Below are 18217 nucleotides of genomic sequence, written 5' to 3'. Positions count from 1 at the left end.
TGCATGACGCGCTCACCCCCGTCTGACGTGCCGGCTGCGCAAGCCCAGCGCCACAAGTGCCATGGCCAACAGACTCAGCGCCCACGTGCCCAGACCCGGAACCGCCTGCACGCCACCGACCACTGGACCACCCGGATCCCGGATGACACCGTTGGCGCTCAAGTCATCGTCGCCCAACTCGCCATCGCGGATGGTGAAGGTGACCGTGTGCTTGAGCAGGTCGATCCGCAGGTTATTGGGTGCGTACCAGATGGGCTTGCCACCAGAGCCGGCCGTTTGTCCGTATTTGAGGTAGCCGGTGATGCCCCGCAAGTCTGGCCACTGTGTGGTGATGGTCACCTCACTGCCGACATCACAGCCCACGAGCTCGAAGTCGAACAAGCCGTGTGGGAGCAAGAATTTTTCCAGGGGAGACCACACGCCATCGGGCGGCATCAAACGTGTTGCCGATGGGTTGAACACACAAGAAGCCCCGCCGCCAGAGATGTTGGCGATCACGGTGCCACTGCCAGTTGCCGTGGTGCCGGTGAACTGGGTACCCGGGCTGCCACCCGCAGGCAGGTTCTGCAGCGGGAAGATCACGGGTTGCGCCGCACCCTCGACCGAGGCAAAGGCTTGGAACTGACCCACCTGGCCATTGGCGACAAAGCTGGGCGACATGGCCGAGCCACCGGCATCGGTGGGCACCGCCACGATCACCTGACCACCACCGAAACTGGCCGATGGACCTGACGCGGGCAATGAGAACACCACCGACGCGCCTGCCACGGGCTTGTCTTGGCCGTCCACAACGTTGACTGCGAAGACTTGGCCATAGGCGGTGTTGATGGGCGCGGCTTGGTTGGCTCCCCCCATGCGGCTGATGGCCAACGTGGGCGCTTGCTGGGTGTTGCTGAGCAGGAAGCGAATCTGGCCAGTCAAGCCGGTCACGCTGGCACTGGCTTGGTGGTCGCCCACGGTGCCATTGGCACTGAAGCTGGGCGACTGCGCCTGGCCTTGCGCATCGGTGATCACCTGGGCGGTTTGCTGGTTGCCCGCAAACTGCGCGCTGGCCCCTGAAGTGGCGAAGGCAAAGCGCACCGAGACACCGGCAACCGGCAGACCTTGTGCATCGAGCACCTGCACCACCAGGGGCGCCACAAAAGCGGTGCTGATCTTGGCCACTTGGCCCGTGCCCGACAGCATGCGCAAGCTGGCGGGCACAGCGCCCGTGCCGCCCTGGGGGTTATTGGTCAAGGCAAAGCTGGCCGAGGGCGTCACACCCGCTGTGCTGGCGGTGGCTTGGTAAGCGCCGGCAGTGGCATTGGCGGTGAGCGCCGGACTGGTGGCCACGCCTTGTGCATCCGTCAGGGCCGTGGCTTGCGTGCTGCCATCCGCGAACTGTGCGCTGGCACCGGTGTTGGGCAAGCTGAACAGCACGCTGACTCCGGCCATGCCTTGACCTTGAGCATCGAGCACCTTGGCTCGCAACGGCGCAGCGAAAGCGGTGTTGATCACCGTGTGCTGCCCTACACCCGATTGGGCGACGATGCTGGCGGGGGTGTCGACCGCGCCACCTTGCCACTGGGTTTGCGCCACGCCCATCCAGCGCGCCACGTCGAGCAAGCTGGCTTGCGTGCCGCCGGAGGCCTCCAATGCAGCTTGCAGCTTCGCCAGTTCGGCGAGCACCTGCGCCCAGTCACCTTGTTGCTGCGCCGTCTTGGCTGCGGCCAAGGCGGCTTGGATATCCGCGCCGGCGCTGGCCAGGGCTGTTTCAACGCGCGGCACCAGCACATCCAGGCCCACCACGTCCAAGCTCAGTTGCTTGGTTTCGCTTTGTCCCAACAGCGCCGCTTCCTTGAGCTCTGTGTCCACGGACACAACGCCAGAGGACGATGGCAGCAGCAGGCGCACCTGGGTCGTCTGCGCTGAACCACCGGCCAGTCTCCAAGCCCAGTTGACATCCTGCGCAGTGGTTTGTGTGGCTGCAGGCTGCACATCATCGGCCGAGGTGCCGGACGGCCAGCTCAGCTTGAGGGTGACGTCTTTGTCCGAGCCAGTCGCGGCATTGTTGCGCACCACGGTCTGCACCGCCACTTTGGTGCCCGCGAGTACTTGCGATGGGTTGACGACGGGCGTGATGGCCGTGATCTGCTGGCTGGCATGATCAGCCCAGAAGATCTGGCTGACACCTGCGCTGTGCTGCAAAGTGGCCAACAGGTCAAAGCCCAGGCTCCAGGATTTGCCTTGTCCGAAGTTGGCGCGCGTGATCGCAGCCGCACCAGAGTTCCAGCTGGCCAGGGTTTGTGTGCCTGAAGCGAGGTCGCTCAAGCCATAGGCTGGACCTTGCGTGGCCTGGGCCTCCGGTTCGTTGACGAAGCGCGCGGCCTGGTTTTGACCCACCGCTGGCAAGGCGTGTTGGCCGCCCATGGCATCGGCCAGTTTGAGCAAACCTGCATCGGTTTGAGCGCCAATGTCACCATCCACCACCAGCGAGGCGCCGCGACGGATTGCAGCCTTGAGTTCTGCCAAAGCTTGGGCATCGAGCTTGCTTGCACCCCCATGCAGCCACAAGACGTTGTGTTCCCCGCTGCGCAGGGCTTGCTGCCACTGGCCGAAGGTTTGCACCGCCACGAAGGCGGTCACCCGCGGGGCAATGTGGTTCTGAGCCTGGCTCACCGCCTCAGTTTCACAGGCGTCAACATCGACCATCGCCGCGCTCGGGCAGCTCACCAACATGAGCACGCGTGCTTGTGCCGGCAGGGTTTGTTCGAGTTCCAGCTCGGACGTGTTGTCAGAGAGCACTGTGAGGCCGAGCATGGCGCTGTTGTTACCGCTTTGTGGATCGGTGGTGGTGCCGCTCACAGAAACAGGCCAGGAGATGCCCTTGTCTTGATTGCCCGATACAGCATCGGCTTTGACGCTGATTTGCAGCGTGGCCATTTGGCCCTTGTTCATGTCACCCAAGGTCCAGACGCCTGCGCCGTGGCTGCCCGTGCTGGTGCTCGCATTGACCAAGGTGAGGCCCGCAGGCACCGCAACCTGAGCCATGACGGCTTTCGCGGTGGCTTCACCAGCGTTGCGCACAATCACGGTGACGCTGGCCGTTTCGCCGGCACGCAACTGTGCCCGGTCGGCCGTGATGGCGATGGAAAGGTCAGCTTGATCCGTGTTGGTGCTGGGATCCGGGCGTCGCTTGGCCAGAAGGTAGCCCTGGCTGTTCATGCCCCCCGTGAGCACGATGTCGGTGATCAGGCCGGGCGTGGCCTTGCCTCCTGCGGAGCCGGCCTGCCACACACCATCGATCCAGCCTGCGCGCACGTCCGCCGTGAGTTGGTAGCGCCCGGCGTTCAGCCCCGTGAAACTGAAGGCGCAGTTGACGTCGGTGTAGCCATCACGCAGCACGCTCTTGCCACCGTCTTCCACACCCTTGAGGGTGATCTTGGTGTTGCCATCGGCTGCTTCTCCCGCATCTCGAATGCCGTTGCCGTTGGCGTCGAGGTAAGACAGGCCTGCCAGACTGGCGCCCGAGCTGGCTGAGAATTCAAGGACGTAGTCGCCCGTCGGATTGCTGTCAAAAATGTGGACGTAGTAGGACCAGCTGAGGTCCTGGTTACGGGTCTTGGACAACCAGTAGTTTTGCGACGGCAAGACCTTGCCGTCGCTGCGCACGACGCGTGCGATGGTTTTTACACCTCGGTTCGGGTCGATCAGCTTGACATGCACCAGCCCCTGCGTGGCCGGAAAGCTCATGCGCATGCTGTTTGCATTGATGGCATTCAAACTGGCTTGGGCTGATCGGTCGATGGCTTCAATGCTGCCGCCTGCCGAGTCGTAGACCATGTACCCACTGCCGTACTCGGCCAGGAAGTCATAGACGTCGTCGTGCCCCGGATAGTCCACCAGCACGTCGTGAACGAGTTTGTGAGTACGCACTTCTTTGATCAAAGAAGTGACCGCGCCACCCAATGAATCGGCATGTGAGTAATTGGCATTGAATTCCACAAAGCGGCCAGACAGTGTGGTTTCCATGAGCCATCTGCCCATTTTTGCTTGTTGACCCGGAATATCACCAAAGTTGAGCAGCAAGGTTTTGCCAAGCATTTCGTTACCAACGAAACCGCTTAGTATCTTGAAGTCTATTAATAAGCCTTGCCGATTTTCGACAATCTTAGGTTGAGCCGATTCGATGGTGGTGCTGCTGGATGTGCCCATGCCCACGTTGGAGATGCGCACCCCCAAGGTGAAGGGCTCGCTGGGCTCGGTTTCTGCCGTAAATGGGTCGTCGGCGTTGACGTCGGTAGGCAAGAAGTAGTCCAGGACAAGCTGGGGCTGTGGGCGCACAACCACGTAATCTGGGGTGACATCAACGGTGGTGGTCTCGCCGTTCAAGGTGTAGGTGACTTTGGCTCCGATGTAGTACATGCGGCCGCTTGCGGTGTCACCGCCCGCACCTTGCGAGGGAATGATCAGCCAGCGGATGTCCGCAGTCTCCTTGGCGGCCAAGCTGCCACCTTGCAGGCTGTTCAAGCCCGTGATCGTGTCTGTTCGGTAGAAAAACGTGGCACCAACGCCCTGGGGATCTGTCGTCGCTTGCACAGATGCCTGGTCTTGGTCTTGAAAGAAAAGCTCAACGCTGACGTTGGTTAAGGCCCCATCCAGTCCATTGCGAATGACCATGTGGGCATCGAAGGCCTGTCGCTCGAGGGAGAGCTTTTGCTCGATGACGATTTTGACCTCCGCACACTCTGCCTCCTGTGCGTGTAGAGGGTCGACCGGCATGACCAGCGAGAGCAACATCAGCCACAAAAACGCCAGCATCGATCGCGGCATCCACGGCAATGGCGCGGATGTCCCATTTCCCCCTCTTCGGCGCATATGTCTCCCCCTCAAACGACCACGCTATAGTGAACACCTGGTTCTTACAGAATATTTCTGATTGATACGCTTGATGCATCCTAGCAGATGCTCACGACTTGCAGTGGAACTTTCGAGCCCGATGTTGCTCATCAAAGCTACCTGACCGCTCAAGGAGCATGCATGAGAAGATTAAAAGTCTTGGCGGTACAGCAACTGCTTGAGGGATTTCCACTATGGCGACTAAAGGCTTTAGTCGTCCTCTTAGTGGTCACGGCACACCTTTTATTAATACTTTATGTGGATAAATTAGCGCGCCCGCCTGCATTTCGTTCGATCGAACGGCCACCCATGGTGGTGACTTTTGTGTCTTTTCAAGCGTCAGGTAATCAAGCAAATGCACCTGTTGTACAGGCACACCAACAGCCCAATCCAACGACAGCGGCGTCATCCATCAAACCTTGGCGCTCACTGGCGACCGCCGACGCGGCGTTGACCGCTACTGCACCAGCTGTGGAAACCACATCGACCCCGCCAAAGATGCGCAAGGCCCTTGTCCAAGAAAGGCCTGCAGCTCCAAGCGAGTCCTTGGCATCCAACAACACAGACTCGCAACTGGCTGAAGTGACGGTGACACCCACAGGAGGGGCCGGCTACTTGGGCAATCCCGCGCCGGTCTACCCATCCGATAGCGTGTCCTTGGGTGAAGTGGGCCGAGTCGTGGCGCGCGTTCTCACGCGAGAGGACGGCTCTGTTGAAGCCATTGTGCTGCAGCGCTCAAGTGGATTTACTCGATTGGACGAAGCAGCGCTTCAGTCTGTAAGGACTTGGCGATTTGAGCCGGGGCCTCGATGGGTACTGATTCCGATTCGATTTAGCTTAGGATAGAACAGATCAGAATCGGATTGTCGAGCGTACAGGTATGCTCCCGCTCATTGAGCACAGATCAGTGCTCATCGAACTGATCTGGCATCGGCTCGATCTTGCGCCGCTACTCCTTGAGCTCAATGGGTCAGCAGAGCCAGGTCGCTCTCGCGATCCCAGTAGGTCGTCTGCTGAATACGCCCCAGCGCCGCTTTCTCCGAGGCATAGATGCCGGCACTGCTGATAATGTCGATCTGCATTCTTATGGTCACCGCGCTTTACAGGGAGGTATTGGGGAGTGCCGCCTTTTACCTAGAAGTCGAACTCACGATTCGGACCTTGAGCCACGTCGCCCCATATCCTATTGGGCAGTTCATGACGGCTGAAAAACACCAAGTGGTACAGTGGTCTATTTCCTTCGTCGCGCACCAGTGGCATGCGCCGACTGATCGAAAACCCAAGGCCGCGCACCAGCCCACACCAGTAGTCAAAGAACGCTTCATCCGCGTCACCGCGCACAAATGCCACCGGGTCGACATGGTCACGCCAGCCAGGCGCTGCTGCATCAAAGCGAGCACGCTCCGGGTTGTATTCCATCAGCACATTGCGCCGCAGATCCATGGTGCTGAAGTGGACCGCGAAATCAACAAACTTCAACCGCGCCAGCTTCTCGATGACGCTGAACGACAGGTACTGAAGGTTGTAGGGGTCAAGATACGCCAGACACAGGGCGCCTTTAGGAATCATGGGAAGCACTTGATCCACTGTGGACTCGGCAGCGCCCGGCAGAGCCGTGGCCGGCGCCCCCATCGCCTGCAGTCGCTCCGCGCAGGCCAATGCCCGTGCCATGTCCAGATCACCGACGAAACACGACGTCCATGCCACATTGTCCCGAAGCGAATGCTGCCATGCGATTTGCGCGCCACCAGGGCGGGTCGTCGTTTCACCCTTGACCTGAATGCGTCCGGGACCACAGAACAGATCGACGTAGACGCGCTGCTTAAACTTCTCTCTCGCCCTCCTCGTGCCTTCCACGTACTTGGCCAGAAAAGTGTGCTTCATCTCTGGCACCCACCGGCCAACCCCCTGCCCGGCTCGCCCCAATTCCACCGGCAGATGTGGCAAAAGGTCATCGCTGCCCGCGAGAGAAAAACTCACAAATCACCCCTTTGCGAAACGACAAACAGGGAACCCTGCCGGTTTCGTTCGACCCAGTCCGTATCCCGCATGTACCGTGCCAGCCGTCGGACCGTTCCGTCCTCGGACCGAATGACAATGTCTTTCTCGCCAGACAACCTTTGAAGCGCATCCTTGTACATGAGCGACGTGCCCGGTGACGTGTTACAGGTCGAGGCATAGAGCTCGCCGAGCTGCACAGGCTGCGTCCGTTTGAAAATGTTCTTCGCCAAATGCTGAGGCAACACATCGGCGGACAGGTCCTGTGCTGCATCGTCGAATACGAATCCCCCCTCGAACTCCTGACGGAAACCCATCATGTGGGTCGCAAGCATGTCAAGGCCTGCGCCGCCATAGTGGATGGAGTGGTTCTGGCGCTCCCAATGCACCTGCTTCATCACATCCTGTGCCCGCGGGTGCCTTGAAAGATGCACAAGCCAGTACTCGCCATGACCACTTCCTTCCCCACGAATGAAGAAGGGCGTAAAGTACTCCGCTCCGCAGTCTTTCACCAACGCTTGGTACAGCGCGGCCTGAATGAAGCGTCGCCAATCCGCCGAGTCCTCTTCCTTGATTTGCTCGATCGTTCGTCCCCCCAACGCCGAGCGAATGTCGATGGCCAGCTTGCTGGAAACCTTGTCTGTGAACTCATCATTGGTGTAGGTAGCGAATGCCGAGACGTGGAAGGTCAGGACCACTTCACTCTTCGGCGACTCGGCAAATATCCGCTGAATCAGAGGTGCCGGCACTTCGCTGTAGCCATACTGGTCCAGGAAGAACAGCGCCGTATGGACAAGGGGCGTGTGAGCCTTGATCAACCGAAATACCGTCGGCGATGCCGAGGCAAAGTCGTCGTGAATGACGTGGATCGACTGGCCGATCTGCGCACCGTATCCTCTATCGTGCAACACCTGCTTCAGGTGCGATAACGCGCGGACATCCTTGTCGATGAAGATGTACTGTACATCCAGCTCAATGGGTTTGGTCCTCTGAGCGTTGACTCGGACACTGGCCTCCTTAACTGCATCCAGCATGCGAAGCGGAGATCCGAGGACTTCCGTGCCTCGCCCTTTGAGCGTGTAGAGCCCGCCGCCGCAGAATCCGTCGACCAGCGTGATACGCAGCCGTTCTCGTCCCCGCGCATTGAGCGTGCGCTGCTCGAAGTACCGAATCAGGTAGCCAACCAGCACCTCATGCTTCGTCACACTGTGCGGATCGATCTCTGCCGGCCCGTTCCTCCAATCGTAGTGACTCTCTGCCAAGCGCAAGCCTTTCTGCGGTCCTGAAGTCGATCGACGCTACGCCCCAATTCCCGTATTCGGAAACTGATCCCAATGTCGGCCACCCAAGGAGCGACCAGCTTTACCCTTTCCAACTGCAGCCAGTTTGACCTCCGTGCCATCACGTCGGACGACGTGTATCGGCGTACGGCCGTTCACGACATCAGCCGCCTGCTCCAAGGGAGCCCAGTGGCCCCACTGCTTGAAATGAAACGCGACGCCGGCGGCATTGCATTGCTTGCGTAGGTCCTCTGGCCACTGCGGATCCATAGGGCGTGCACCAGGCCCAGATTCTCCACCAGCAATCACCCAGTCCACACGCGTACCTGCTTTGCTCGTCTTCAACCAAGGCCTTAGATCCAGAGGCCCCAACAGGGGCTCGCACGACAAGAACCGGACAGCCGGCGTTTCGAACTCCAGAAGGTACTTCAACCGTTTGCTGGCGGCATCCTGGTTTTCAACAGTGGCACCGAGCCACACGTTGCCGGGCAATTCGTAGCCCTTTGGCAATTGCTTGCGCACGAGATGAATTCGCTTGGTCAGCAGCAACCAATCCAGGTTGGGCGTGGCAGCGATGAGTTCCAACAGGCGATGACGATGCGGTAGCAGATCCTTTCGGTTCTCGAAGACGTCCGCCATGGACGCACAAAACACGCGCCGCCTAGTCTTGCTCTCCTTCGCCTCTCGATCCCACTTCAGGGGCTCCTTCCAGTGAGCATCGCCAAAGAAACGCCGCTCGGACTTCGCGCCCCAGACATCTACGCCCAAGCGCTTGGCCCATGTCTCGGCATAGCAATGGTCACATGCATCTGACACGCGCACGCAACCCCACCATGGATTGAAGGTGTGGTGCGTCCACTCAATGCGCGTATCTTTTCCCATTACCCGCTTTCTGAATGCATTGCATTGATATGCTGTTTTTTTGTACAGTATAGCCTACTATCGTTCCAAGGGAGGTATGCCCTTCACGTATAGAAGGTCGCATCGCTGAAGCCGCCCAGCCGGCACAGTTCCTTGACCGGTATGGGCCTTCGGCCTGCTTGAGAAATCCGATGATCTGCTTGTCGGTGAATCTGCTCTTGCGCATCGCGCTTCCTCTCGGTTGCGCGGATTCTCTATTGCATTGGTACGGGTGGCGGGTTGCAGGTCAGCTGGCCGGCCAGATGGATGCGTTGCTGGTCTACCGCAAATGTCTGCGTCACCGGCTGGAGCCTACCCAGGTGCGGGCAGCGCGCCTGGCTGACGCGCACAACGCGCGGCTGAACCGCCCCCAGCAGTACCAGCGCGGGAGGCTGGATCCACTATGTGATGACGGTGAACGGCCCCGAGCCGCTGGAGGCCCGGCGTGCGTGCCCACCTTGGGTGAGTCTCTGGGGACAGTCTTGAGCTCAACTGCAGTTGAGTAACGCAAACACAGCACTCCTTGGTAAGGTCAAAGTCCCGCTTCTCGCATGAGATCCTCTGTACTCGACTGCAGGGCGGTGGCAATGTTCACTATGGACAGGATCCCCGGGTTCTGCTGACCCCGCTCGATACTGCTCATGTAAGAGCGATCGATGCCCCCTAAATGCGCCAACTCTTCTTGAGAAATGTTCCGTGCTAGTCGCATGCGTCTGATCGCTTGGCCAAGTGCGATCAGGGAAGGATCGTGTGCATAACGCGGAGAGGACGCTGGCATGCGCCATGGTCCGGTGATGACTTCTATTGCACCACGGACGATCGTCCACATATACTTGCGCTTCAGGACAGGAGTGAAGCGGATGAAATTTCTCTTGAGATCGATGTGGTGGGTGAGTGGGCTGATGCTCACATGCTCGGCCACCGCCGGGCAAGGGCCCGATCCCAGTTACGTCAAGCGGCTGCAGACCAAGTACGGCCACCGGCTCGAGTTCTCTGGCGCTCATTCCCGCCAGACCGTTCTCGATTTCAACATTGATTGTCGAGCCAAGGACGGGCGCTATTTGCCTCTTGAAAATGTTCTGCTGGCCAAATTAGCCTCTCTGGAGAGAAATGATATGTGGCTCATCACGAAAGTCAAAAGCCGTGGCAATGACGTCTGGATCTATGACCAGTTAATGCGACGCGATGGGAAGGTGGTGCATTCACATGTGGCATTCGAGATCAACCATTGGGGAGAACTACGCTCGCCCAATGGCAAGCTTGAGGCCCTGCGCAATGCCTGCTTTGGCAGCTATGGGCCTATTTGGAAGCTCCCAGTAGCTACCCACACGGCAGACACGCCTAGTCAGACTCCCACAGGCCAAGACAAAGTCTTAATCGATCGTGCTGAATTCTTGCACGGCAGATGTCGTGGCGGTTCAGGAGACGAAGCCCGCACGATGGCCATCTGCGAGCAGCGAGACAAAGTCATCGAGCAAGTCCAGCAACGAGGATGGTGCTGGGGGCCAGAGGACGCTTCCCAACCCGAACGACACTGGATCAGATGTCGGTAACCAAGCCAATTTCACAAGCACTTTATTAGAGCAAAGACTGACTATGCATCCCATTCGCCTTTTCCCGCTCGCAATCGGCGCATTCTTGCTCGTGATTGAGACGCTGGGTGCCATCCCTCACTTCTCGACGACCGATAAATGGCCAAGCCTTGCAATTGGATGGCTGGTACTAACATGCGCCATCACTATTACCTTTGGGAAAAAATCATAGAGAAGTTCCCATTTGAGATCACTACCGCATAAATAAGGGGATTCGAGCTGGGTGTGCGGGTGCAATGCTTGGGCTATTATGGCCACCGTTCTGCTCCGTATCAGTATTTTTGTTTGTCGCTACGCCGGCTCTTCTTGCACATTACCCTACCCCAAGCGGCAATGCATTAAGCTCAGCCCGTGACTCGCGCCATTGCGGCCAGTGGCGATCCAGGATCGCCACGAATCGTTCGTTGTGGCTAGAGCGTGTTATGAACTTTGATCGATGAAGAAATTGCCGCAGGTAGAGTGCGGCGATGCCCCGCAAGCCCTACCCGACGGACGTCAGCGATGAAGAATGGAGCTTCGCTGCACCGTATCTGACGTTGATGGACCAACACGCCCCACAGCGTGAACACGACCTGCGCGAAGTCTTCATCTGGCTGTGGCGTAGTCCGGCGAAGTCCGGTGCTGGAGTCATCCTGAAATGAAAAAACCGCTTCATCCTGCCTCCAAGAGTTGTAGGACGATTGTAGAAACTGGTACGCGCGTGAGCGAACGCGCTTGCGGGGCTCGGGGTAAAGGCGCACTGCCTGGCGCTGGGCGGCGTCGACCTCTGCCGATAAAATGACGATAGCCTTTCGGATGGCCGCCAGCCCTGTCGCCGGAGGAGCAAAGGCGCGTGGCGCAGCGGATCGCTGTTGGTGACACGATTGCCCGTGACTCCACACAACGCGCCAGACTGTCATGCGAGTACGTGCGCGGCATCTCGACCCGTCTGAATGACCCCATGACAGCCAACGCCTGCGAATGCTTCAAGCCGAACGGCACCACGCAGTGGACCGATCGGACCGATATCGGCGCGACGGCCGACCACTGGGACATGACTCACATGCGCTGCGCCAAGTGCGGCACGCATTGGGTGCGCGCCTTCACTGAACACGAGGCGTTTTCTCGCTCCGGCCGCTTCTACCGTGCGCCAGTGACTGACGCCGAACTCTCAGAGATCACGGCCGATGCTGCGCTGGCGCGGATTGAGGCCGCGCCACTGCGGATTGCTGGCGGCAGCCGCTTCGACGGCGTGGAGCACGTGAGCAGCGGACCAGCTCAGTTGATGACGGCATCATGAACAACGCAAGGGTTTGAAGTCCCCTCGAAAACCTGAACCACCCGGAAGTAGAGAATTCCCCCAGCAGGAGTCTCTACGTGAAGAAATCCAGATTCAGCGAAGCCCAGATAGTGGGCATCCTCAAAGAAGTCGAGATGGGTGCCAGGGTCAGTGAGGCGTGCAGAAAGCACGGCATCAGCGAGCCAACGTACTACAAGTGGAAAAGCCAGTTCGCGGGCATGACGGTGTCTCACCTGGCGCAGCTTCGCCAACTGCAGGACGAGAACGCCAAGCTCAAGCGCATGTACGCTGACCTGGCGCTAATGCACCACGCTTGCCAGGCCAGCGGCATCGCCCGCTCCACCCTGCGCTATCGGGCTGTTGCGCGCGACGACTCCGGGGTCATCACCTTCATCCAGACGCACATGGCGCTCAACCCGCGTCACGGCTTTGGCCTGCTGTACGACAGTGCCCGTCACCAAGGCAAGCCCTGGGGCAAAACGGTGCTCTGGCGTGTGTACTGCGAACTGCGGCTCAACCTGCCGCGGCGCGGCAAGAAGCGGCTGCCCGCGCGCATCAAACAGCCACTGCAAGCCGCTGGCCAACCCAACCAAGGCTGGAGCTGCGACTTCATGGCCGATGCGCTGTGGTCTGGCAGGCGGTTCAGGACCTTCAACGTCATCGACGAGTTCAACCGTGAAGGCTTGCGCATCGAGGTTGACACCAGCTTGCCGGCCGCTCGCGTCATCCGGGCCTTGAACGAACTGGTGGAAGTACGCGGTGCGCCGCGGTCAATTCGCTTGGACAACGGCCCGGAGTTCATCGCCCATGCTTTAGCGCAATGGGCGCAGAGCAAGCGCATTGCTCTCAATCACATCCAACCCGGCAAGCCCACGCAGAACGCCTATGTCGAACGATTCAACAAGACCTACCGTACCGAGGTGCTCGATTGCTACGTCTTCGACAGCCTGCAGGAAGTGCGTGACATGACGGCCGATTGGCTGCACCGCTACAACCATCATCGGCCACATGAAGCCCTCGGCCGAATCCCCCCGGTCGAGTACCGTGTCAAACTGTTCCCCAACCTCTACTTCTGACTGGCTCAGGAATTCGAGGGGACTTCAACGGGGAGACAGACTGTCTATGTACCGGTACGTTGAAAATGAAGGCGCGTTGTTCCGGGTTGCTGGACCCAGTAACGCATTTCCAGATGAAGTCTGGAGCGTGTCTCAGAAGAAGTTTGTTCCCTACAAGGGCGACGTCCCCAAGCCCCAAGGCTGGGGGCAGGAAATCAGCGAACAGGAATTCCAAGAGTGGATAGGCAACGTCAGCGGAACCGAGATACAGCGGTGAACGAGCGCGGCCGCTGGCGCTGCAGGCATCAGAACCCACGCGCCGCGGCCTCGCCCTGGACCTCACGCAGGCGCAGCATGATGCGGCGCTGACATTCGGGGCTTTCCTGGCCAACCGCGTCGATCACAGCATCGAAAAATTGTTGAGCGCGCTGGACACCATGAGCGACCTCGGCTTGCGCCAAGGCGAGCTTCAACAGGCTTTGGCGCATGTTTGCCGCGTCCACCAGTGCCTTTGGGACTCGCACCTTCAGAGCCCCGTCATGGCCCGTTGCGAGGGCGAAGCGGCGCAGCAGGTCGGCATCCTGCAGCAGCGTGTCCATTTCATCCCAGAACCGCAACGACCGCGCCACAGCCGGCATGGGATCTCCAGCGACGTGGCTGAGAGCTTCCGGCGCTGGAATCGTTTCGCGGATCTGCTGCGCCAAGGCTCCGACGGTTTGCGCGTTGGCGTCGCCCGAATACCCGACCGCCTCCACGCGCCAGCGGCCCCACGTCCCATGCGGCACGGCTGGAAATTTCTCACGCGCCAGCCGGCAGCCTTCCTTGGCGCCGTGCTTGGCCGTCAACTCGCGAATGGCTTCGATCGCTTCATCTTTGACCGGACTCGATGGCCTACCCATTTTTTACATCCTGAAAAAATCAAAACACGCACTATCTTGTTTCGATATTAGGGTCACGACCCTCAGCCTGGCGTCCGCTGGGCCCGGAGCTGAGCCGCAGCCCTGCCCGTGGGCTCCGGGCCTGAGCATGGCTGTCCGCTGGCGATCGCATCCGCCGTAGTGCCGTCTCCGTTCCACCTCAAAGACCCGAAAGGTGGAACGGTGGTGGAACGGCAAACCCTTGCCCCATAAGGCTTGGCGCCCCCATTCCACCGATTCCACCGATTCCGAGAAATAGATAGTAGTAAGGGGGCGGCTGGCTGGATGCCTATTTTTTAGGCAATCATATGGTTGGTGTTTTACACACCTGTGCCTTTCCCGGAATCGGTGAAATTGGTGGAATTTTATAAAAATCAACAACTTACGCAATAAATCAAGGTGGAACGGTGGTGGAACGCGGTGGAACGGACTCGCAGACACAAAAAACCCGGCACATGGGCCGGGATGAGTTCAAGCAATTCAGAAAGCCGGCTCGTCCTCGCTGAGGAAGGTCGCCATCGGAATGCCGTGGGCCTTGCCCTTTTTGTCTGCCCCGCCGAAGGAAGTGTTGTCCAGAACTTTGTAGCCCGAAAGTCTGGCCAAGTGTCCGGCCCAGTCGATGCCAAAGCGTGACCGACCAAGCAGTTCATTGACGCCGGTCGATTGATGCCGGATCGCCAAGTACGGCACACCATCCTGCCGGGAAACCGTGATCCAACGGTCGGTCAGCATTCGCTTGGCGACATTTGGTTTGATGTCTAGGCCGTCCACCGTCAGGCCGTGAGCGATTTTCACCAATGAGCGAATCGTAATGTGGTCGCCATGGTGCGGAACGCTCGAATCCAGCAGCAGCTGGAGGCATTTCTGCTCATCTGGGACCGACTCTGCGCGACCCACCACGGCTGCGTCCCAGCTGATGCTCGCGGCAATCTCATCGGCCTGCTCCTGGCTTGGTTCCTCGCTGTGCGTGAGGCACCATGCCCCAGCCAGCAGCGTCCCGTGCTGATCGGCGAAGCGGCGGTCTTTGCCTTGACGCTCGATGGCATGGGCAAAGACCTTCACCGTCGCCAAGATGATCGGTGCCAAGCTGAGTGCACGCGCCAGCAAGCGGTCCGACCACTTGCCGTCCAATTCAATGCCAAGAAGCGCCTGTTTGAATTCGTCGAAATGGTCAGGATGTCCATCGTTATCGCCTTCGGGGCGCAGGTTCAGCAGCGCAAAGCGGCTGATGTCAGTAGCTTTGACCAAGCCCATGTTCACCGACGCCAGGCAGAACATGCTGCGGATGTGGAAGGACAATGCTTTGCCGCCAACGGTCCCCTTGACCAACTTGGCAGCGCCCGCGCTGGAACTGCTGCGAGCGAGTTGCAGCACCTTATTGATCTGGCGCCTATTCTCGTCATCGTCGGTTTCGCTCTCGTCAATCAGAACGGGCCTGGCGTCGGCGCTCAGACTTTGACGAATGCCAGCTTCTGATGTGCCACCACCATCAAACACAAGGCAAGCCTTGCCAAGCAAGGGCGTGACGAAATCCTCGACCAGCGTGGACTTGCCCGATCCCTTGCCACCCGTGATCCAGATGTGCGGGCGCCACCCCAGCGCACCACAGACGGGCGCCACGAACAACCAGCCGACCAGGAACTGCGCAGAGTCGGGATTGACCCAGCGGGCCATTTTAGCGACTTCCAGGAGGTGCTGACCTTCGTCGTCTGTTGCAGGTGCACCTAGTCTCCCCAAAGGCGCAGCGGCTGTGTAGATATGCCGGCTCTTGATGCCGGACAGCTCGGTTGCGACGCCATCAACAACCAAATGTGTACCGGCGTGGAATACGACACGCCCATCATCCATCCATGCGCCGCGACCGCGTACCTTGCTGGGGTCAAAGATGCCGCGCTTCTCCGCTGTGCGGATGATGAATTCAGCCGCCGCTGTCTTGTTGATGCCGCCGCCAGTCCCTCTGCCACCATTGCCGGCAGGGAATTCGTGCTCCCACCAGTTCAGCGGCGCCAGCTCGATCAGTCCAACCTCAGTCAGGTCGCGCTTTGTGATATCGGCGATCTGACCAGTGGCGTGCTTGAAGACGAAGTAGACGCCATGGTCATGACCCAGAATGTAAAAGTGCCCATCCAGGCTTTGTGCCGGCTGCGTGACACTGGCTGCGCCCTCCGTCACCACCACCTGCTCGGCCTGCGCATGCACTGCCACCTGATCGTCTGTCGCCAAAGACAAATCCGGCAGCATAAGCTCACCGGCTTTCACGCTGAGCTTCGCCCACAGATCATCGACCCAAGATTCGCCCTCGGCCAGGGTTTGACGAGAAACGCCACGCCACCCGGCAATCTCCTGCGCCAAGGCTTCTTTGACGATGACGTGCGTCCGCGCATTCGGCGTCCATCGCTTAACTTCATCAAGGATTGCCTGTAGCTCGGCTGGGCTGGAGTAGGTGCGCAGCATCACACCGGCCGGGTCGATACGCCCGCCCATGCCCACGGAATGCATCATTACCAGATCAGCCACAAATGCAGCGCGCTCAAGGTCGTCTGCTGAATCATCGGGCACCAGCCAAACGGGCCGGATGCCTTCGCCCGGCCTGGGTGGCGGGGCTGCACGCAACGCCGCCTCGATTGCCTCGCGCACCGCGTCCAGGCCGCGCAGCGCGTGCAGGTCGTTGAAGTCGGTCGCGTCGTCTTCGCCGTCCTCGAACTGCGGCACCGCGACTAAGCCGCCGACCGCGTCCGCCGCCTCGCGCGCTTTGGTCACACCGGGATTGCCTTTGGTGTTGCGGTCGTTGTCAGCGAGGAACACCAGCGCAGCATCAGGAAACTGCGTGCGCATGACCTGTGCGACCTTGGGCACGTTGCCGGCGTGGAACGCGACGATGCAGGCATGCCCCGTCGCTTTGTGAGCGCTGGCCAGTGTGGCGTAGCCCTCGCCGATCAGAATGACCATGCGCTGCGTGCCTTGCACGTCGAGCGTGACCGGCTTGCCGAAGCTGTAGTAGTTGCCGCTGATCGCGCCGTCTTTGACAAAATCCTTGTCGCGGTCACCGACCTTGCCGGTGAAAATGGCTTGCAGGCTGTGAATGGTCTTGTCGGGCGCCCAGATCGGGATCAGCAGCGCCTGAGTCGAAACCGTTTCGACCTCACAGTGCTCGTGGTCGATCTTCTCCCAGGCGCCGACACGCAGGCCGTAGGATTTGACGCCCTTGCGCGCCAGGTACGGGTGACCGTCGCCCTCGCACGGCTCGGCCTGGTCCCACATGAAACGGGAATGGCTGGCCGCTGACGCGCGGGTCTCGGCTTCTTCAACCTCCGCTTGGGCCTGGCGGCGCGCGGCCTCCGCTTTGCGCTGCGTGATCACCTCGCGGCTGAGCTTCTCGTACTTCTTGTCGTCGCGCCAGCCGGCGTTCTTGGCATCGTAGAACAGACTTGCAATCGTGGTCTTGCCGCCGCCCTTGACGGACTTCCAGACGGATTTGGCGGCCTTGGCGGTGTGTTTGTCGTGCTGACTGCCCCAGCCGTCCCAAATTTCAAACCCAGCATCACCGAATTCGGACTTGATGCACATCGCGGCCTTGACCCAAACGTCACGGTCTGTGAAGTCGAGATACGACAGTGCGGTGCGGACGCGCTCGATGTCGGTAGCATGCGAGACGGTCATACAAGCCCCCCACGCAGTGAGCTGCCGCTTGCACCCACCACGAGCCGACACCCCAACCGGCTACCACTCCAGCGAACACACACACGACGCCAACCGGCGTCATTAAAAAATTCTTCATTCGACTGCTCAAAAATGAGTTGATGCAGCCGGGTCGTGCAAGTAAGAACCTACACCGGCGGCGGATTGAAAAGGCCCAGAACGCCGCGAGGTCTGGACTTTTTCATTTTGTGAGTGGCCTCCAATCCTTCAGATGCCTGATTGTTTATCCAGCCAATCGAAGAACTTGCCCTCGCTGATTAGCAAGCGCTTGCCGAAGCGGATGCAGGCCGAGGTGAGGCCATTGCGCTCCCGGTGGCGAAGCTGGTAGCGAAGGCTTTGCGCAGTGGGGAAGATGTTTTGGTGTCGCGCGGCGAATTCTTCGACGCCGAACCAATCGGTTTGCAGCTTTTCCATGCTCACGGACCTAAAGAGGTTGTAATGAATGGATCTTAGCTTCTCTAGAGGTATAGCCAAAATAAGTCCACGCTTGATCAAATATGATCAGATACCCCTGAAAGCCGCATCCTGCAAGGCAACGAAATCCTGACTACCTCTACGTTTGATCAAATATGGTCAAATTAAGTTACATTATTTTACAAATCCCGCGTACTGCGCCCGT

The 18217-nt window shown here is 59.4% G+C and carries 14 protein-coding genes and 3 pseudogenes; 7 read left to right on the top strand and 10 right to left on the bottom strand.

The genetic code is table 11. The annotated features are described in order from the left end of the window. Window positions 1-12: 12 nt before the first annotated feature. Both CCO03_RS03805 and CCO03_RS20260 read right to left on the bottom strand, forming a co-directional pair. A complete protein-coding gene (locus tag CCO03_RS03805; protein WP_157667482.1) occupies window positions 13-4800 on the bottom strand; it encodes a choice-of-anchor U domain-containing protein in 4788 nt (1595 codons plus the stop codon). A 307-nt stretch (window positions 4801-5107) separates the two neighbouring features. Then, complete coding sequence (locus CCO03_RS20260) at window positions 5108-5287, bottom strand: hypothetical protein (RefSeq protein ID WP_236904023.1); 180 nt, start codon at window positions 5285-5287, stop codon at window positions 5108-5110. Window positions 5288-5376: 89 nt separating this feature from the next. Between CCO03_RS20260 and CCO03_RS20705 the strand changes: the two genes are divergently transcribed. After that, window positions 5377-5724 (top strand): energy transducer TonB, encoded by a 348-nt coding sequence (locus CCO03_RS20705; protein ID WP_418236046.1) that lies wholly within the window; start codon window positions 5377-5379, stop codon window positions 5722-5724. A 288-nt stretch (window positions 5725-6012) separates the two neighbouring features. Here CCO03_RS20705 and CCO03_RS03795 read toward each other — a convergent pair whose 3' ends face one another. The 4 genes and pseudogenes from CCO03_RS03795 to CCO03_RS19445 form a co-directional block, all read right to left on the bottom strand. Further along, complete coding sequence (locus CCO03_RS03795; RefSeq protein WP_087277461.1) at window positions 6013-6858, bottom strand: three-Cys-motif partner protein TcmP; 846 nt, start codon at window positions 6856-6858, stop codon at window positions 6013-6015. Then, window positions 6855-8138, bottom strand: a complete 1284-nt coding sequence (locus tag CCO03_RS03790) for a three-Cys-motif partner protein TcmP (protein ID WP_087284123.1) — start codon at window positions 8136-8138, stop codon at window positions 6855-6857. Before CCO03_RS03790 ends, CCO03_RS03795 begins: the two co-directional genes overlap by 4 nt. A gap of 36 nt (window positions 8139-8174) precedes the next feature. Next, window positions 8175-9038, bottom strand: a complete 864-nt coding sequence (locus tag CCO03_RS03785; RefSeq protein ID WP_087277458.1) for a DUF5131 family protein — start codon at window positions 9036-9038, stop codon at window positions 8175-8177. 86 nt (window positions 9039-9124) lie between these two features. Continuing rightward, window positions 9125-9243 (bottom strand): annotated as a pseudogene (locus CCO03_RS19445) (transposase); the annotation flags it as partial. Between the two features lie 64 nt (window positions 9244-9307). Between CCO03_RS19445 and CCO03_RS20255 the strand changes: the two are divergent. Further along, window positions 9308-9506 (top strand): annotated as a pseudogene (locus CCO03_RS20255) (hypothetical protein); the annotation flags it as partial. Between the two features lie 82 nt (window positions 9507-9588). On the opposite strand, the gene CCO03_RS03775 reads toward CCO03_RS20255, so the two are convergent. After that, on the bottom strand, window positions 9589-9765 hold the full coding sequence (locus CCO03_RS03775) for a helix-turn-helix domain-containing protein (protein ID WP_335583041.1): 177 nt from the start codon (window positions 9763-9765) through the stop codon (window positions 9589-9591). Window positions 9766-9916: 151 nt separating this feature from the next. On the opposite strand from CCO03_RS03775, the gene CCO03_RS19440 reads away from it, so the two are divergent. The 5 genes and pseudogenes from CCO03_RS19440 (at window position 9917) to CCO03_RS20575 (ending at window position 13259) form a co-directional block, all read left to right on the top strand. Further along, on the top strand, window positions 9917-10609 hold the full coding sequence (locus tag CCO03_RS19440; protein ID WP_157667480.1) for a hypothetical protein: 693 nt from the start codon (window positions 9917-9919) through the stop codon (window positions 10607-10609). Window positions 10610-11115: 506 nt separating this feature from the next. Then, window positions 11116-11259: pseudogene (locus CCO03_RS19435) on the top strand (transposase); the annotation flags it as partial. 329 nt (window positions 11260-11588) lie between these two features. Further along, window positions 11589-11927: a hypothetical protein gene (locus tag CCO03_RS03770; protein ID WP_087277455.1), complete on the top strand. Its 339-nt coding sequence runs from the start codon at window positions 11589-11591 to the stop codon at window positions 11925-11927. Between the two features lie 77 nt (window positions 11928-12004). Next, window positions 12005-13003 carry an IS3 family transposase gene (locus CCO03_RS03765; RefSeq protein WP_087277452.1) on the top strand — a complete coding sequence of 333 codons (999 nt, stop codon included), beginning with the start codon at window positions 12005-12007 and terminating at the stop codon, window positions 13001-13003. 127 nt (window positions 13004-13130) lie between these two features. Then, window positions 13131-13259, top strand: coding sequence for a hypothetical protein (locus tag CCO03_RS20575; RefSeq protein WP_257789724.1), 129 nt, complete (start codon window positions 13131-13133; stop codon window positions 13257-13259). A 28-nt stretch (window positions 13260-13287) separates the two neighbouring features. Here the strand turns inward: CCO03_RS20575 and CCO03_RS03755 are convergent, their stop codons facing one another. From CCO03_RS03755 to CCO03_RS03745, 3 genes are all read right to left on the bottom strand, one after another. Beyond that, window positions 13288-13881, bottom strand: coding sequence for a hypothetical protein (locus CCO03_RS03755; protein ID WP_157667479.1), 594 nt, complete (start codon window positions 13879-13881; stop codon window positions 13288-13290). A gap of 498 nt (window positions 13882-14379) precedes the next feature. Beyond that, window positions 14380-17559, bottom strand: coding sequence for a PriCT-2 domain-containing protein (locus tag CCO03_RS03750; protein WP_087277443.1), 3180 nt, complete (start codon window positions 17557-17559; stop codon window positions 14380-14382). Window positions 17560-17805: 246 nt separating this feature from the next. Then, entirely contained in the window at window positions 17806-18012 is a 207-nt protein-coding gene (locus CCO03_RS03745; RefSeq protein WP_087277440.1) for a hypothetical protein, read from the bottom strand. Window positions 18013-18217 lie beyond the last annotated feature (205 nt).

The sequence above is a fragment of the Comamonas serinivorans genome (assembly GCF_002158865.1).
Taxonomy (GTDB): domain Bacteria; phylum Pseudomonadota; class Gammaproteobacteria; order Burkholderiales; family Burkholderiaceae_C; genus Comamonas_E; species Comamonas_E serinivorans.
The sequence above is the reverse complement of the archived record's forward strand: the minus strand, read 5'-3'. Positions and strand labels throughout refer to the sequence as shown.

Bases quoted from the DNA above. Each gene is read 5' to 3' on its own strand.
- CCO03_RS03805 (WP_157667482.1), bottom strand. From the start codon at position 4,800: ATGCTGGCGTTTTTGTGGCTGATGTTGCTCTCGCTGGTCATGCCGGTC.
- CCO03_RS20260 (WP_236904023.1), bottom strand. From the start codon at position 5,287: ATGACGCCGCTGTCGTTGGATTGGGCTGTTGGTGTGCCTGTACAACAG.
- CCO03_RS20705 (WP_418236046.1), top strand. From the start codon at position 5,377: ATGCGCAAGGCCCTTGTCCAAGAAAGGCCTGCAGCTCCAAGCGAGTCC.
- CCO03_RS03785 (WP_087277458.1), bottom strand. From the start codon at position 9,038: ATGGGAAAAGATACGCGCATTGAGTGGACGCACCACACCTTCAATCCA.
- CCO03_RS03775 (WP_335583041.1), bottom strand. From the start codon at position 9,765: ATGCGACTAGCACGGAACATTTCTCAAGAAGAGTTGGCGCATTTAGGG.
- CCO03_RS19440 (WP_157667480.1), top strand. From the start codon at position 9,917: ATGAAATTTCTCTTGAGATCGATGTGGTGGGTGAGTGGGCTGATGCTC.
- CCO03_RS03770 (WP_087277455.1), top strand. From the start codon at position 11,589: ATGACAGCCAACGCCTGCGAATGCTTCAAGCCGAACGGCACCACGCAG.
- CCO03_RS03755 (WP_157667479.1), bottom strand. From the start codon at position 13,881: ATGGGTAGGCCATCGAGTCCGGTCAAAGATGAAGCGATCGAAGCCATT.
- CCO03_RS03750 (WP_087277443.1), bottom strand. From the start codon at position 17,559: ATGACCGTCTCGCATGCTACCGACATCGAGCGCGTCCGCACCGCACTG.
- CCO03_RS03745 (WP_087277440.1), bottom strand. From the start codon at position 18,012: ATGGAAAAGCTGCAAACCGATTGGTTCGGCGTCGAAGAATTCGCCGCG.